Annotated in this window: 9 protein-coding genes and 1 pseudogene; 6 read left to right on the plus strand and 4 right to left on the minus strand. The window is 42.3% G+C overall.

The window, feature by feature from the left end:
* Positions 1–189 precede the first annotated feature (189 nt).
* The 4 genes from HMPREF9009_RS18830 to HMPREF9009_RS18845 all read right to left on the minus strand — a co-directional run bounded on the left by HMPREF9009_RS18830 (position 190) and on the right by HMPREF9009_RS18845 (position 9,159).
* Complete coding sequence (locus HMPREF9009_RS18830; protein ID WP_049702975.1) at positions 190–2,265, minus strand: glycoside hydrolase family 20 protein; 2,076 nt, start codon at positions 2,263–2,265, stop codon at positions 190–192.
* Positions 2,265–4,589 carry a glycoside hydrolase family 20 protein gene (locus HMPREF9009_RS18835; RefSeq protein ID WP_049702976.1) on the minus strand — a complete coding sequence of 775 codons (2,325 nt, stop codon included), beginning with the start codon at positions 4,587–4,589 and terminating at the stop codon, positions 2,265–2,267. Before HMPREF9009_RS18835 ends, HMPREF9009_RS18830 begins: the two co-directional genes overlap by 1 nt.
* A 34-nt stretch (positions 4,590–4,623) precedes the next feature.
* Positions 4,624–7,236 (minus strand): beta-mannosidase, encoded by a 2,613-nt coding sequence (locus HMPREF9009_RS18840; RefSeq protein WP_053095316.1) that lies wholly within the window; start codon positions 7,234–7,236, stop codon positions 4,624–4,626.
* 291 nt (positions 7,237–7,527) lie between these two features.
* Entirely contained in the window at positions 7,528–9,159 is a 1,632-nt protein-coding gene (locus tag HMPREF9009_RS18845) for a sialidase family protein (RefSeq protein ID WP_049702977.1), read from the minus strand.
* A gap of 80 nt (positions 9,160–9,239) precedes the next feature.
* Between HMPREF9009_RS18845 and HMPREF9009_RS18850 the strand changes: the two are divergent.
* The 6 genes and pseudogenes from HMPREF9009_RS18850 to HMPREF9009_RS18875 all read left to right on the plus strand — a co-directional run.
* Positions 9,240–9,737, plus strand: a pseudogene (locus HMPREF9009_RS18850) (MFS transporter); the annotation flags it as partial.
* A 140-nt stretch (positions 9,738–9,877) separates the two neighbouring features.
* The gene (locus tag HMPREF9009_RS18855) at positions 9,878–11,053 is read left to right on the plus strand and encodes a n-acyl-d-glucosamine 2-epimerase (protein WP_049702978.1); all 1,176 of its coding nucleotides are present in this window, start codon (positions 9,878–9,880) and stop codon (positions 11,051–11,053) included.
* Between the two features lie 19 nt (positions 11,054–11,072).
* Entirely contained in the window at positions 11,073–12,467 is a 1,395-nt protein-coding gene (locus tag HMPREF9009_RS18860; RefSeq protein ID WP_053095317.1) for a DUF4434 domain-containing protein, read from the plus strand.
* A 26-nt stretch (positions 12,468–12,493) separates the two neighbouring features.
* Entirely contained in the window at positions 12,494–13,681 is a 1,188-nt protein-coding gene (locus tag HMPREF9009_RS18865; protein ID WP_049702980.1) for a discoidin domain-containing protein, read from the plus strand.
* Between the two features lie 18 nt (positions 13,682–13,699).
* Complete coding sequence (locus HMPREF9009_RS18870; protein ID WP_232313617.1) at positions 13,700–14,884, plus strand: hypothetical protein; 1,185 nt, start codon at positions 13,700–13,702, stop codon at positions 14,882–14,884.
* A gap of 74 nt (positions 14,885–14,958) precedes the next feature.
* Complete coding sequence (locus HMPREF9009_RS18875; protein ID WP_232313620.1) at positions 14,959–18,057, plus strand: SusC/RagA family TonB-linked outer membrane protein; 3,099 nt, start codon at positions 14,959–14,961, stop codon at positions 18,055–18,057.
* Positions 18,058–18,145: the final 88 nt, after the last annotated feature.

Genomic DNA, 18,145 nt, shown 5'->3' on the forward strand with positions numbered 1-18,145 from the left:
AGTTTTTAAGGTAATAATACAAATATAACAAAAAAAGAGGGAATCTGGTTGAGTAGATTCCCTCTTTTATTTAAATGATATTGACAGGTTGAAATCAGCAAGTCCGGATGATACGGATTACACGGTTGCTTTAGGCTGGAATAATCCTAAAAAAGCGCATCATACGTATTATCCTTATGCCTGCAATATTTATTTCACAATAATCTCATCCGTAAATATCCAGCCTCCGAATTCACTTCCGGCCTGTGCCTGATAGCGTACGTATCTTCCTTTGGCTTCGCCCTGCCATGAAATATCCGTAAAGCGGATGGGTGTTTCTTTGCTCACTTCAAAGTGTTGTTTGCACAACTCGGTGAAATGGGTTCCGTCATCGGAAATGGAAATCACCACAGTCTCCGGCAGGAATACTTCCGCTCCTACCACCTGCATAAAGGCGGCAGTGACGGAATGGATGGAGGTTTCTTTTTCCATATCAATCGTCACATCGAGGCGGTTGTCCGAGATGAATCCTTGCCACGAGCCATCACCATAGGTCCAATCGCCGCGTATGCCGTCCGTCAGAGCAGTGTTTCCCTGTGCCGGATAATGGGAGCTGTAAGGTGAATTATAAATCACCTTTTTACCCAATGCCAAATGGCTGACCGGTTGAAGCGACTCGGGACGGCTGCCGATTTCTTTTTTCAAATCGAAAGGATGGTATCCTTTTGCCTGCAAATCGGCCACTGCCGACAATGCACGGGTATGGAAATCCGGCCATGACTTACGTTCCGGAGCCGACCAGGCTGTTTCCGCCAATGCCAGGATTCGGGGGTAAATCATATACTCCACGTGTTCGGGAGTGGGAATGTATTCCACCCATAGGTTGCCCTGCACACCGTAAACCAACTTCGCCTGTTCCGCAGTTAAAGAAGCGGGAACGGGATTGTAAGAATATACTTTCTTCAACGGCAGGTATCCACCGATGGCTTCCGGCTGCGAATATGGGGCATCCTGATAACTGTCCAGATAGCAGTAGGCACCCGGCGTCATGATGGCACGATGGCCGGAGGTTACGGCAGCGATACCACCCTCTTCTCCACGCCATGACATGACGGTTGCGTTGGGGGCAATGCCTCCTTGCAGAATCTCGTCCCATCCCAGCAGATGACGTCCATGATTGTTTAGGAACTTCTCAATGCGGTGTATCAGGTAGCTTTGCAGCTCGTCTACATTGGCAAGATGCTCGTCTTTCATTCTCTTCTGACATTTCGGGCAGGTCTTCCAAGCCGACTTGCCGACCTCATCGCCACCGATATGAATGTATTCGGAAGGGAAAAGTTCCATGACTTCCGTCAACACATTTTCCAGAAACGTGAAGGTTTCTTCATTGCCGACACAGAAATCGGAGTTCTTGTAAGGTTCGCCCGAACAGGATAACTGCGGGTAGGCTGCCAGCACTTCTTCCGAATGGGAGGGCATCTCAATCTCGGGAATCACCGTGATATAATGCTGACGGGCATATTCCAAGATTTCACGAATATCATCCTGGGTGTAATAACCGCCGTAAGCTCCGGGAGCATCGAAACGGACATATTTACGTCCGCCGTTCCACCATTGCTTCCAGGTGGGATCTGTACGCCAGGCTGCAAATTCGGTCAGCAAAGGGTATTTCTTGATCTCTAGCCGCCAGCCTGCCGCATCGGTCAGATGCAGGTGCAGACGGTTGATCTTGTAATACGCCAGTGCGTCTATCTGTTTCTTTATAAATTCTTTGGTAGAAAAGTGGCGGGACACGTCCAGCATCAGTCCACGGTAAGCAAAACGGGGAGTGTCTTCTATCTCGACAGAGGCTATGGAATAGCTGCCTGCCCCCGAAGGTTGTGCCAACTGCAACAGGGTTTGCATACCATAGAATAATCCGGTTCCCGAAGTGGCGCGTATCAGGATTTGTTGCGGAGTGACGGAAAGGGTATAGCTTTCCGGCGATGGCAACTGGTGGTTCTTGGGGGTTATCAATAAGAGAAGCATCTGTTTCCTTTCTTTCTTTCTCGCTTCCTTTAATTGAACGGGTAATGCCTTCAGGTAATTCTCCCAGAGCTTCGCTTCTCCACCTTGTAGGTTTGTATAAAGTCTTGTCTTTTCTGACAGTAAAAAAGAGCCCGTCCCCTTCTCCATTTTTAATGGGACAGGTATGACGGACTGTGCCAGAATGGGATGTGCATGAAAGCACATCCCCAGTATACATAAGAAAAGACAAACTTTAGTGTATTCTTTTCTTATATTCATTAATCAATTTTGATTTCGTCTACAAATAAAAATGCGTTTTTGCCTTTTCCACCATGCCATTCCGGAAGCGTTTTCTCCGGTGAAGCAATGACTCTCACGTATTGGGTAGTCACAGGAGCAAATGTAAGTTGATGGTCAACAACTCCGTCTTTGTCCGTCTCTTTCATTGCCGGATATTCTTCGGAAGCAATCTTTTTGAAAGTCTTTCCATCGTCTGAAACTTCTACAGACAGGTTTCTGGCGTCAAACACCCAGTCGCCCTTTGCAATATTGACAGAGATGGCCACACTCGAAATTTCAGTAGGTTGCTGAAGGTCGATCGTCATGTCCATGTCGTTTCCGTTGAAGGCGATCCAACGGCCTGACCGGTAACTGCTATTTCCTTTCAAACCATCGTTTAACGTGGAAGCTCCTTTGAAGAGGTATTGTTCATTGATAGGTTGATTGGCTACAATCGGCTTCATGCTGGATTTGCTGAAGTCAATCTTCTCTGTCAATGTCTGGCTCTCGCCGGTAGGACGAATGGCTTTGGCGGACAGAGTGGCATTTTCTTTAATTTTCAACACTCCTTCGTAAACGGGAGAAGCAGTAGTGGGTTCTGTGCCGTCCAAAGTGTAGTGGACAGGGGCATTGTCGATAGTAGACAAAGTAACGTCCATCGTTCCTTCTGCCGGATTCGGTTCAAACTCGGCTTGTACGCCGAACGCGTGTTTAGCGTAGTTGTATCCTTCGGCATCATACCACTTAATCAGTTGAGGAAGACGAGACAGGAAGTCGGCATAGTTTTTCTTTTCAGGGCTGGACCACTGAATTTCACACAATGCAGCCCAACGAGGCAATACCATGTACTGCGCGTGAGGGAAAGTAGCGATGTATTCTGTCCAGAGGTTGGCTTGCACACCCTTGATATATTTCTGTTCTTCCGGAGTCAGAGAAGCCGGCATCGGTTCGTAGCTGTACACTCTTTCCAACGGCAGGTAACCACCGATACCAAATGGTTCGTTATCTACGTCTTTAGCTTGGTAATAGTCGAAATACAGGTATGTGTTCGGTGTCATGATGACATCGTGTTTCTGTTTCGCTGCTTCGATACCGCCCTTTTCACCACGCCATGACATAACAGTAGCGTTTGGAGCAAGTCCGCCTTCGAGGATTTCATCCCAACCGATAATCTGACGTCCGTGGTCGTTGAGGAATTTCTCGATATGGTTGATAACGAAGCTCTGCAGACGTTCTTCCTTGCTATGCTTATCATCCGACTTCAAGCCCAGCGCCTTGATACGTGCCTGGCATTTCGGACATTTTTCCCAACGTACTTTCGGACATTCGTCACCACCTACATGAATATATTCTGAAGGGAAGATTTCAATCAGTTCGCTATATACATCTTCGAGGAATTTCAAGACTTGATCGTTTCCGGCACAAAGCACATCTTCTGATACTCCCCATTGTCTCCATACTTCGTACGGGCCACCGGTGCATCCCAATTCGGGGTAAGCGGCAAGGGCAGCTTGCATGTGTCCCGGAAGGTCGATTTCGGGAATAACTGTGATATAACGTTCGGCAGCATACGCTACTATTTCTTTCGCCTGCTCCTGGGTATAGAAGCCACCGTAAGGTTTGCCGTCGTATTCACCGGAGTTACGTCCGATGACTGTTTCTGTCCTCTTGGAACCTATTTCTGTCAGCTTCGGATATTTCTTGATTTCCAGACGCCAACCTTGGTCTTCGGTAATATGCCAGTGAAAACGATTCATATTGTGTAAAGCCATCATATCAATATAAGTTTTCACTTCATCTACTGTAAAGAAATGACGGCTGGTATCGAAGTGTGCACCACGATAGCCAAAGCGGGGAGCGTCATTGATTTCTACAGCGGGCATGGAAATGTCTGCGCCGACAGCCACAGGCAATGATTTGCGCAGGGACTGGATGCCATAGAATACGCCGGCCTCGGTAGGACCGGCAATCGTGATTCCGTCACCGGTTACTTTCAACTGATAGGATTCCGGATTTTCGTTTGCCGTGCCCAATGTCAGTACGATTGCATTCTTACCTTCCGTTCCGGCTTCGATAGCGAAATCTTTTCTGGTAGCGGTTTTCAGATAGTCGGCTAGAAATTGTGCGTTGCGCTGCATCTTCTCGTTTCCTTCCGGATAGAGGATTTTCACACCGCTCTTCAGAATGAAGGGATTTCCTTGAGCTGTTACAATTTCTTGTGGCATGGGGATAATCTGGTAGTTGGCTTCCTGTTGCGCCGATTGGCAAGAGGCAAAAAGTCCTGCTAGTGCCAGACATCCGGTTAACTTTAAGAGTTGTTTCATAAACTAAAAAATTAAGTGTTAAGTTATTAATAAATTAATTATAGGTTTCACGAATATGTTTGATTGTCAAAGGCAACTCCTCTCCTTTCTTTATTTGGGGAGAAGTGATGACAACTGTCTTATGCTCTCCGGGAAGGAGGTCGAAAAAGTTGTCACTGAAACGGGCTCCCTGCAAAGGGATTTCAATAAAGACGTCTTTGGCTAGACAGGGAGAAAGCAGGGTCAATTCGCATACGCCGTCTTTCTGTTTTATCTTGCAGGAAACGGTTGTCTTGGGCAGAAGCAGGTCTTTCGTCTTTCTAAAGAAGTAGACTGTTTCGGCTACCGTATGCCCGGATTTGTCTTTCAAGGTCAGTTGCATGAAGCAATGGCGCAGGTCATCCGCAAGCGGGCGCTTTGCAGGAAAAAACAAAGTGGTGAGCGAAGTGCGATATACACATTGGGAAGTGTTGGCCGGAAGAGTCAAAGAAGGAAGGACAACCGTTCTTCCGACTTTCTTTCCTGCAAAATTCGTCAGTCTCATTTCCAGCGTCAGTTTCTCCCGGGTGTCAAGATGATCGGAAAGCAGGTAAACACACAGGTTGTCACCTTCCAGCAAAGGGTTGATATGAACGGGAGCAAATGCACGCTTTGCCTGATAATGCAAGGCTTTCCAGTTACCGTAGTAATCAATACCCGACCATGACACTACCGGCCAACTGTCATTCAATTGCCAATATAATGTACCCATACAATAGGGACGATTGCGGCGGTGCGCTTCCAGACCGTGACGTATGCCATGTCCCTGCAATACTAGTCCGACATAGACAAAGTCTTCAAATTTTTCGGGAATGATATAGTCACGTTCCATATAGGTGCGAATCAGGGCATTGCCGATGCTGCTTTTCTGATGGGCATTCATCACCTCCGATTCGATTTGATAATCTTCAGGAGCCGCAAAGGTGGCAATAGTCTTCATCTCCGGGAAAGACTGGAAACCGAATTCGCTCATGAAACGAGGGAGGTCTGTATCTAGTGATTCGAAAGTTTTTTGGCCATACCATACTCCCCAGTTGTGGCTGTCTCCTATCCCCCATGATTCGGGGCGTCCCCAATTGGCTAAATATGGGGAGCTGTGTATATAAAAACGGTCGGCATCCAGCTCTTTTACCTTGGTAGGAAGGAGTTGGTGGAACAGTTTGTCATAGCCTTGGAACATTTCCTGATAGATTTCCGGCGTGAATTTCTTGTCGAATCCCCAATATTTCAAGGCTTCCAGTATTTCATTATTGCCACACCACATCGCCAGGGAAGCATGATTGCGAAGACGGCGAATGTTGTAGCAAGCTTCTGCTTCTACTCTTTTCAGGAAGGTTGGATCGGACGGATAGGGAGTGCAGGCAAACATAAAGTCCTGCCATATCAGTATTCCGTTTTCATCTGCCAGGTCATAGAAACGGTCGTCTTCGTAGGTTCCGCCTCCCCACACACGAATGACATTCATGTTGGCTTCTTTGATGTCCCGGAATAAGGTTTGGTAGCGTTCGGTAGTGACGTTGGTCAATAGGGCGTCCTGGGGAATATAGTTGGCTCCTTTGGCAAACATCGGAACGCCGTTTACTTCAAAATAGAAGGATTCTCCGTCCTGATCTTTTTCATTGACGAGGCGAACGGTGCGCAGTCCTATCCGGTGGGATTGTTGAGCTACGACTTTATCTTCTACGATTATTTGAGCAGAGAAATCATACAAGGCGGGCTTTCCCCAGCCATTCGGCATCCAACGTACCGGCGACAGCACTTCGGAAGGAATAGATATATGATTGATTCCGGGCTGTAGGGTGATTGCCTGGCTAATGCCTTTTTCTGTGTTTCCTTCGAAGGAGGTATTGATTCTCACCTCTGCTTGAAGTGCTTGAGGGAGTATATTATTTATTTCCAATTCGTTGGATAGTTTTGCCAGTTGGTCGGTCAGCGAAAGTTGCTTTACGTGGTAGTCGCTGATAGAGGCTGCGTCGTAATAACGGATGGTTACCGGACGCCAGATACCACTAGTCACCATGCGGATTCCCCAGTCCCAACCATAACTGTAAGGGGCTTTACGGGAGAATACGCTTACATGTTTTTCGTGATGGTCGTTGTCTGCCGGATAGTTGAATCCGTTAGAGTTATATTGAGGCATTGTCTGCCGGATGGGTGAATGAAAATAGATGTGAAGAAGGTTTTCTCCGAGACGGAGTTGTGACTTGACGGGTATCGTATAGCCGACGAACATGTTATCGGCTTTCAACAACAGTGCTCCGTTGAGGTATACATCGGCGTATGTATCAAGACCTTCAAAGACTAATTGGGCGTCGTCCCGTTTCAGTTGCTCGGGGGTAACTGTAAAAGCAGTCCGATACTCCCAGTCTTCATTTTCCACCCACTGAATCTTCTGTTCATTGATACCGTAAAAAGGATCGGGAATTTGTTTATGATAGATAAGATCCTGATGAACGGTGCCGGGAACCTGTGCCGGTCGCCATAGCTCCGTGCCTGCCTGGGAAAATTCCCAACCTGCATTTAAAACCACAACTTCGGAATTGTCATTGCTCTGCGCATATGCCATACTGCAACAGCATAGTAGTCCACATGCTATTTGAGTCTTTTTTCCGATTAAATTAATCATCATAGTGGGGGCATTAGATATTAACGGTTTCAAAGATATTACTTTTTCAGCAAATTTCACTGATAATTTAACAAAATATGTTGTTTTAGCGTGAGCTATCCAGAAAGCCACAATTAAATCGCCTAAAGTTTCAGTTTATAATTAGTTAAATAAAGAGTAGTATTCTGTCCTCAAATGTATGCTAAAATGGCGTTTTTTTTTATTATAACGATATTCTTTTTCATTATAGCTAAATCTTGCTACCTATAAATCGTAAGCATAGATTTAAATCTTCGGACTTTCGGGACAGACTCTTTATTCCTTTATTATATCTGTCAATTTTATCGCTTGAAAGGTTATATGTGCGACGCTACTCTCATATAGTATACCAATTGTCTCTTTATCAATCATTGTCAGACAACTATACCCCCATCCTTCTGCCTCGTCGAGCATTAATTGATGTTCCGGCAACCAGGTAAGTCCTTTGTCCAGACTTGCTTTTATTGTTATATGATTACGTCCTTTGGTCGTATTCGGGTTCGAAAACAGCAGGATATCTTTATTTAATATGTTGTCTTTGGCATCTACATGAATCAGACTAGCCATGCATACCGGTTCCTGAAGTGCTTGGCGGGAAGATGGGTGTTCTGTCCATGTTTCTCCCAAATCTTTCGTTATGGCAATAGCCCGGCTTCCTCCTCTATTATCACGCATATTCAGCATCAATACTCCCGGTTCTATTTCCGCCACTTGCGCTTCCGTTGTATTGGTTCGTGCCATATTGTGCATTTTCCATGTTTTCCCCCGGTCTTTACTATACATGATTCCTGCATTCGGAACACGGGTAGAGTCTATAAATTGCGTTGGAAATACCAATGTGCCATCACTCATCGTTATTCCACGTCCGGGACCTTGAAGCAGGAAGTACCAGGAAGGATCTTTCACCTGCTCTGTTATATTGATAGGCTTCGACCAGGTTTTACCATCGTCTGTGCTTTTAGCCAATACCAACTGTGCCGTATGATTCAGATTCATTCCCGGATGGGAATTCCACCAGGCGCGTTGATTACCCATACCATGTGTCCATGCGGCAACCACCCAGACGGTATTCGTCTTAGTATCTACTAAAATAGAAGGGTCTCCTACCCCATTCTGTGCTTTAGGCAGACCACCATACTCGCCAAATGAAAGCGGAAGACGCATCTTCTCCCAATTCTTTCCTCCATCGATGCTACGGCTCAAACCCACGTCAACATATTCCTGTAAATCGACACTACTGTTGTATCGAACATCATACACGCCTAATAAGGTTCCTTTATTGGTAGTCACCAACCCGGGAATACGGAAAGAAGCAGAACCGTCATCACCGGCATGACGAACTCCAACTGCCATCCGGTGAACAATATTCTTTGGAGAAATAGATTTACAACATAGTTCTTTCCCATCTACTTTAACGGCACATAAGTCAGAGAGTATCTTAGTCTGCAAAGAGGCATCTTTTTTCATCTGCAAACTGATCCAAAAATAATTTACACCCGGAAATAAATTGTAATTACCTTTTAATACTACTTTTTCTGATGATTCCACCTCTGCACATTTGATCGAATAGGAAGGAATAGCCGCCAATGTCCCACCCGGACGGTGGCTGGATATGTACTCTACTGGAGCAAAGCGATTTTTGTCTTTGTCCTGCAACGCCTCTGTTCCTCCATAATAGAGTTTGATTGCCTGAATATCAGTCAGATTCGTATTTTTACTAAAATCTAAAATGATTTCATCGAGCTTCTTACTTTCTTTTGCATCCAAACGAAGATAGAACAGAACATTGTCTTGCCGCTCTATCAAAACCGGAATTTGTGTTTCATGGATAAATACTGTGTCTGAAGCTTTTACGTCAAAAGAATATCCTAAAAGGATAAGGAAAAGTAAATAATAAATTCTTCTCATAATGGGGGTATTAGTTAGTTTAACGCGATAAAGATAAAACTTTTCTACTATAATATTACTATGCAAACAGTAAACTTTGATTTTACCAAGTTCTGGTAGGACTAGTCAATACTTTGACCACGGTTCTGGCTCTTGTCATCATCGATAAGGTGGGCCGCAAGAAGCTGGTTTATTACGGAGTTTCGGGCATGGTGCTCTCTCTGATCCTTATCGGTCTTTACTTCCTCTTCGGAGATTCCCTAGGAGTATCCAGCCTCTTCCTGCTTGTTTTCTTCCTGTTCTATGTATTCTGCTGTGCCGTATCCATCTGTGCCGTGGTGTTTGTACTCCTCTCGGAGATGTATCCCACCAAGGTTCGCGGACTGGCCATGTCGATAGCAGGATTCGCTCTGTGGATCGGAACGTACCTGATCGGACAGTTAACCCCCTGGATGCTCCAGAACCTTACCCCCGCCGGAACATTCTTCCTGTTCGCCGTTATGTGCGTACCGTATATGCTGATTGTCTGGAAACTCGTGCCGGAGACCACCGGGAAGTCGCTGGAGGAGATTGAAAGATACTGGACCCGTTCGGAATAAATATAAAACAGACCTTGATTATTTTAATGTACTAACAAGTGGGATTGTAGAAATGGCAGAAGATGTTTTTTTGTATGGCCATTCAATAAACGTTTATCATCTGAATAGCTGTCGATACAATCCAGATAATAGATTATATTATGGATTTTAAGAATTTAGCAAATCAATATAAGGATGAATTGTTACACAATGTTCTTCCTTTCTGGCTCCAAAACTCTCAGGATAAAGAGTTTGGTGGCTACTTCACCTGTATGGATCGTGAAGGCAAAGTCTTTGATACAGATAAGTTTGTTTGGTTGCAAGGGCGTGAAGTATGGATGTTCTCTATGCTCTACAATAAAGTGGAGAAACGTCAGGAATGGTTGGATTGTGCCGTTCAAGGTGGCGAATTTCTAAAAAAATATGGACATAACGGAGAATATAATTGGTATTTTTCCCTTGACCGATTGGGTAGACCATTGGTAGAACCATATAACATTTTCTCCTATACTTTTGCAACGATGGCTTTCGGACAATTGAGTCTAGCAACTGGTAATCAGGAGTATGCCGACATTGCCAGAAAAACATTTGATATTATCCTTTCCAAAGTTGATAACCCTAAAGGAAAATGGAATAAGCTTCATCCTGATACACGCAATCTAAAGAATTTTGCCCTTCCGATGATTCTCTGCAATCTTGCTATGGAAATAGAGCATATTTTAGGAACAGATTATTTGGAACAGGCGATAGATGCTTGTATCCATGAAGTAATGGACGTCTTTTATCGTCCCGAACTTGGTGGAATCATAGTTGAGAATGTAGATGTAAGCGGTAATCTTGTGGATTGTTTTGAAGGTCGTCAGGTAACTCCGGGACATGCCATTGAAGCCATGTGGTTTATCATGGACCTGGGTAAACGTCTGAATCGTCCGGAATTGATAGAGAAAGCGAAAAAAACTACTCTTACCATGCTTGAATATGGTTGGGATAAAGAGTACGGTGGTATTTATTACTTTATGGATCGCAATGGTTGCCCTCCACAACAGTTGGAATGGGATCAAAAACTTTGGTGGGTACATATTGAGACACTTATTTCTTTATTAAAAGGATATCAATTTACAGGTGACCGTAAATGTTTGGAGTGGTTTGAAAAAGTACACGATTATACGTGGGCACACTTTAAGGATCCCGAATATCCTGAATGGTTTGGATATCTGAACCGAAGAGGAGAAGTGTTGTTGCCACTCAAAGGAGGAAAATGGAAAGGATGCTTTCATGTGCCAAGAGGATTATTTCAATGCTGGAAGGTATTACAAAATTTGAGTGAAATAAAATAATTAATGAAAAATGTCACATATGAAAAGGATATTTATAATAGCATGTATTATTTTGACCACTGCTTCTACAGCTTTTGCTGAAGAATGCAGAGTTGGGCTAACCCTGATTCCTCCAGGCACAATTACGAATAAAGTAGATTTGGACATACGTGCAGGTATTGTCAATAAAGGGAATACTCAACAGGAATTTTATGTCTCTATTTATTTGAATGACGTAAGTCAAGATTCATTAATTCATTTTTCTCGTATAACATTGGCACAGGGGAGTGCTCGGGAAATAAAGTTCTCTTTAAAAACAACTGACAAAATTGGTAGGAATCGCATCATCCTTAAAGTCAAAGAGAAAAATGAAGAATTTACAATTTCTAAAGACTTTGAAGTTATTAATTCAGAAATTCGATCTACGCGTCTGATAGACGGAGCATGGGCAGGCCTTTATCATTGGAGCGAGACAGAAGGAAAGCATTGGAATCCTGATATAAAAAAGATGACTGATGATCAATGGCGTGAGTTAGTGCGTTCTATGCATAGTATAGGGATGGATGTTATAGTTCTTCAAGAAGTTTTTCGCAATCAGGACTATGTAGGAAAACATGATTTGAATATAAACAACTACCAAGGAAAAGCATTTTATCCTTCCACTCTTTATTCAGGAAGGATGCCTATTTCTGCGAAAGACCCAATAGGAGCTATTCTTTCTGAAGCAGACAAACTAGGAATGTCAGTTATGATGGGAGTAGGAATGTTCGCTTGGTTTGATTTTACTGTAGAGTCTCTTGAATGGCATAAGCAAGTTGCCAAAGAATTATGGGATATGTATGGAGATCATCCTTCTTTCTATGGCTTTTACGTATCCGAAGAATGTGCCGGTAATCTGTATAATTCAGAATCGACCAATGAAGGACAGATGATACGTAAGAAAGAGATTGTGAATTTCTTTCGTGAGTTTAAGAAATACACCTCCCAATTTGCTCCGGAAAAGCCCGTAATGCTTGCTACCAATAGTATGGAAGTACTAAAAGGTGCAGACACTTATCCCGCTTTATTACAAAATCTCGATATATTATGTCCATTTGGTTTTGCACGTATGCCAAAAGGAGACCTTACAGGAAAAGAAGCAGCCGATATTTTGCAAAAATTCTGTGATGATGCCGGTGCGCACTTATGGTTTGATCTTGAAGCTTTTTTATTCAATCCGGATAATTCTCTTTATCCTCGTCCGATAGATGAGATCATCTGTGATTTGAACTTGCTTGACAATTTTGAGAAAGTACTATGCTATCAATATCCAGGAGTCTTTAATAATCCAAAGATGTCGATACGTATAGGAGAAGAACGTACAATTGATCTGTATAATGCCTATAAGACTTACATGAAGAAAATAAAAGCAGATCGTTATAACAAAATCAAATAACCTTTTCACTTAATAAATTCATTATTATGAAAACTATCGCACAATCTATTTTTATTATTTTGTGTTTATCAGGTAAGATATTCACTTCATGTGCTGATGGTGATTTCGGAGCCAATCCGTATGATCCGAATACCCCAATTACGGTATCACAGCTACCTAAAGTACTTTCTTTCACTCCTACAGAGGGAAAGGAGGGTGATGTAATTACTATTACAGGAGTAAATTTTACAACTGCCACTAATGTCGCTTTCGGTGGGAAAGGTGCGTCTAGTTTTGAAATTATTGATGATGCTACTATTGAGGCCATTGTTAGTTCGTATGGAGGTACAGGTGCGGTAGCAGTTACAAATCATAAAGGTACACGTTCATTGGAAGGTTTTCTATTTATCAAAGAAATTGACCCAACAGAGAACCCGAATCTGGCATTGAATGGCTACGCAACAGGTTCGGCTGCTATTAGCGGAAGTATCTCGAACATCAATGACGATAATGATAAATCCTGGTGGCAAGCTGCAGGTAACGACAATGAATGGGTGAAAATAGACCTCGGGAAAATGTATAGCATTAACACCGTAGTGATGACATGGGATATGAACGCAGCAGGTACTGATTGTGACCTTATGATTTCGGAAGACGATGTTAATTACACAACTATCTATTCTATCAAAAATTGGGATGCTGTCTCTAATGATGGAATTAACAAAGTCAGCTTTGACAATGCCAATGCCCGCTATGTCAAATTAGCAAATATGAAGAATTCTGCTACTCCATATAATATGACATTGTTTGAGGTTGAAATATATAATACTCCACCGGCAGAAAATTTGGCATTACAGAAGATTGCATCCGCTTCTTCTAATAATGCGGCGGCTTTCAATGCAGTCTATGGAAATACTTCATTTATGTGGCAAGCAGAAGGTAATGATGACGAGTGGTTCAAGGTAGATCTAGGAAAGACATATACTATTAATAATGTTGTAATACAATGGGATGCGGGTGCTTATGCCGCTGATTGTGAAATCCTCATTTCTCAAGACGATGTAGAATATACTTCGGTTTATTCTATTACAGGATGGGACTCTGCTACAACAGAAGGTGTTCAGGATATGAGCTTCGATAATGTGGATGCTCGTTATGTCAAGGCTTTACTCAAGAATGGAGCTACACCTTGGCGAATGACAATCAAGGAATTTGAGGTATATAAACAGTGGTAATATTTATAATTTAATAATATGGAAAAAATAATATCAATTCTGTCAATATTAATAGTGCTTCCTATACTTACACTTTCATCCTGTGATACAAGCACTGCTCCGCCTCCTACCAATGAGGAGAACTTGACAGAACAGACTATGGATGTAGTATATGATAATGTGATGACTTATCAGCTCTCTTATATCCGTTCTTTGCAGCTTTCCAGTGGAGCTATAAAAGATACAGATGCTTCGAACAGTAAGATTACTCCTTATTTTGCTCATTTTGCAGTTCTGGCTTTGCTAAAAGATCCTACAAGCCCCAATATAGATGCAGTAAAGAAATACATTAAATGGTATCTTGGCAAACTGAATGGCATTACGAATCCTTATAAAGGAGGCGCAGAAATAGAAGGTTCTATCTATGACTATTTTGGTGATTCGGAAACTACTCAAGGAACGTATGACTCTGTAGATTCTTATGCAGCTACTTTTTTGGAAATCATCATGGAATTTGCTCAAACATCTGGAGAAAATAAAAGCTGGCTTGAACAGTATAAGAGCAAAATCTCTTTGGTAGCAAGCGCAATGGTGAAAACGATCGATACCGATTTTAACCAGTTACCAGGCACTATCACAGAAGATGAAAATGATGGTCTTAGTGTTGCTTCGTATGTTTACGATGTAAAATACCTGATGGACAATTGCGAAGTAAACATAGGACTTAAGGCTGCCAAGTGGCTCAAAGATAACAGTCTGATCGATAATGATTATGATTTTGCGGGCCTATTGGCAAAAAATACGGAAGGTATAGGTGCATTATGGAATGGAACTACTTATGATTGGTGGAAAAGTAGCTCTGTAACCACCGACTGGAAACAATTCTATCCTGACGCAACAGCTCAACTTTATCCAGGCATGTTTAATGTGATTGAACCGAATAGTCAGACTGCTAATAAATTGTATACTCAATTTAATAAAACATATACTAGTTGGGCCAACGGGGTAACTTACTCATCTTTCCCTTGGACAATTATTGCATATGCAGCAGCCACTATTAATGATACAGTACGAGTGAATACCTACCTGAAGCATATTAATTCCTTAAATATTAAAGGACAGCAAAAAACGAATTGGTATAGTATGGAAGCAGGCTGTATTGTTCTGGCTATCGATAGGATAAGGAATCCGGTTATTGACAGTGAGTATACGCCTATAAATTAATACTATAAAATAGATTACATATGAAAAACTATTATAATGAAAATAAGAGCCAAAGCTTGATATTAACATTATGCATGATAATATTTCTGCTTTCACCATCTGTCTTATTCGCACAGAAACAGAATATAACGGGTAAGGTGATTGATGTTCAGGGGCAGCCGGTTATAGGTGCTACTGTTTTATTGCAAAACACTACTACAGGTGTGATAACAAATATGGACGGAGAGTTTGTACTAGTCAGTCCCGCTAAAGAAAACACGATCACTGTTAGCATGATAGGATATAATTCTGTCACTGTCAAAGCGGTAGCCGGTCAACGGGTTTCTATTACTCTGATAGAGAAAACGTATGAGCTGGATGGTTTAGTCGTGATTGGATATGGTTCTATTGCTAAGAAAGATATTACGGGAGCTGTTGGAGTTGTCAGTGGAAAAGAGCTAAAAGATATGCCTGTAAGTAGCATTAATAATGTTCTTCAGGGTAAAGTTCCCGGTCTGACTGTTACTTCCAGCAGTGGTACTCCGGGTGCGGGAAGTGTTACCCATATCCGTGGTATTGGTTCTATTACAGGTTCTACAACCCCTCTGTATGTAGTAGATGGTCTTCCGCAAACCGGTATTGATTATCTGAATCCGAATGATATTGAGTCAATAGCCGTTCATAAGGATGCTTCGGTAGCTGCTATTTATGGTTCTCGTGGAGCAAACGGAATTATTATCATTACAACTAAATCAGGTAGCCTTGAAAACAAAGCGCAAGTTAGTTATGATGGATATATCGGTTGGCAAACACCTTGGAAACGTCCGCATATGCTTAATGCCGCAGATTACATCACTTATAAAAATCTGGCAGCTGACAATGCCGGTCAGGAGCGTGTTGCCGCTTTTGCTACCCAAGAAAATATTGACGCAGTTCTCAACTTCGTTAATAAAAATTCAGGTCCCAATGGAACTGACTGGTGGAAAGAGATTATCAATGATGGTGCATTTATGCATAATCACAATATTAGCGTCAATGGCGGAACCAAAAATATAGGAATACTTTCCAGCCTAGCTTACACAGACCAAGATGGTATAGTTAAAGGTTCGAACTATAAACGTATTTCTTGGAGAAATAACTTCAATATGAAGATTTCAAAACGCGTCTCTTTAACTGCTAACGTCGGTATCATCGATGAAAAACGTCAATTGATTGACGAGAATAACCCTGCTACCGGTACTGTATTCAGTGCAATGGGAGCAGATCCTATCACACCTGTATTCCGTAATAATTTGGTTGACGTACCTATTTTTCTAAGTCAGATTTACAATGGGTATGAACCGAATAATCTCTATTCGCAGTATTCTGGGATCTTATTCTCCAATAAACGCAATCCAGTGGGACAGATTCAAAGAATGAGACAGAGTACTTATGAATATCTTTATGTAAAAGCAGGAGCAAATCTGGAGATTAAATTATTTGATTTTCTGAAGTTCAATTCGCGCTTCGGCATGGATATTAGTAGAAGCCTAACTGATGGATTTCAACCTAAATACACCCTCAATGCCAATGATTACGCCAATGAGAATACAGTGATACAGGATAATTCCAGAAGCAACTATTTTGTATGGGAACAGACTCTTTCTTACGATCAAAGCTTCGGGAAGTTTAAGATAGGAGCATTACTCGGTACTTCAGCTGAAGAAACAAGCGTTTCGAGTGTCAATGCTTCTATACAAGGGGTGATAAATAATGATAAGGATATGGCTATTCTTAATGCAGGCACAACAAACCCGGCAGTATCCGGCTATCCTTATGACAACTCGATGTTATCATTCTTCGGACGTGTCAGTCTGGATTATGACAGCAAATATCTTATTGCTGCCAATCTACGTCGTGATGGTTCCTCTAAATTTGCCGACGGACATAAATGGGGAACATTCCCATCCGTATCGGCTGCATGGCGCTTCTCCAGCGAATCGTTCATGGAATCTACTCACAATTGGTTGAGTGACGCAAAGCTGCGTATCAGCTATGGTTTGATTGGTAATCAAAATATTAGCGGAGGCGGATATGCTTCTACGTATGGAAGTACAATCTATGATCGTTACTCTTTCGGCTCCCCAAATACGGCGTCCATTGGTGCTGGCATTATTACCGTTGGAAATCCTGTTCTGAAATGGGAAACCTCTAAACAATTTGACATAGGTCTTGATTTAAGTCTCTTCAATAATAGTATTGAGATTGTAGCGGACTATTTCCGCAAGAATATAGACGATATGTTGATGCAAGAGCCTCAACCTACTACATTAGGGTTCCCGAACTTTCCTTATGCAAATGTAGGATCTATGCGCAATGTAGGATGGGAATTAGGCGTTACTTATCGCAAAACATGGGGAGATCTCAACTTTACAGCTTCCGCCAATATTTCTACTTATAAAAATGAAGTGACCTCTTTGGGTAATGGCGATGCAATTTATGGTTCAGCATACAATAATAATACCATTACTAAGACAGAAGTGGGGCAACCGGTAGGATATTTCTATGGATATGTGACCAATGGTATTTTCCAGAACGCAGAGCAAGTGGAGGGTAGTGCGCAAAGAGAAACGGCAAAGCCTGGTGATATTCGTTATAAAGATTTGAATAATGACGATGTACTCGATGATAATGACCGTGCCAAGATTGGAGATCCCTGGCCTGACTTTGTTTACGGTCTGTCACTTGGAGCATCATGGAAAGGTTTTGATTTCAATATGTTTCTTCAGGGATCACAAGGAAATGATGTGATGAATATGACTCTTTACGATTTTGAATCAGGAACGGGTTACATGAATGCTCATTCAGATTTTCTCAAACGTGCATGGAATGGTGAAGGTTCAACAGACAAGTTTCATAGAATATCTGCCGATCAAGGTCAGAATCAGCTTATTTCCGATTATTTTATCGAAGACGGTTCATACTTTAGAATCAAGAATTTGCAGATCGGTTATAATTTCTGTGATCGTTTATTGAAGTTCAAGGGAATCAGTTACCTGCGCTTATATGTTAGTGTGCAAAATCTGCTGACTCTCACGAAATATTCAGGACTTGATCCGGAGATAGGTTCCTCTAACGCTACTCTCAATGGTATAGATCAGGGCTTTTATCCTCAAGCGAGAACTTGGACGATTGGTTTAAACGTTAAATTTTAAAGTAACATGAAAAATATAAAATACTTATTCGTGTCTCTATCATTAATATCACTCTTTTCGTGTGCTGATTTTTTAGACAGAGACCCTA

The sequence above is a fragment of the Bacteroides sp. 3_1_13 genome (assembly GCF_001185845.1).
Lineage (GTDB): Bacteria > Bacteroidota > Bacteroidia > Bacteroidales > Bacteroidaceae > Bacteroides > Bacteroides xylanisolvens.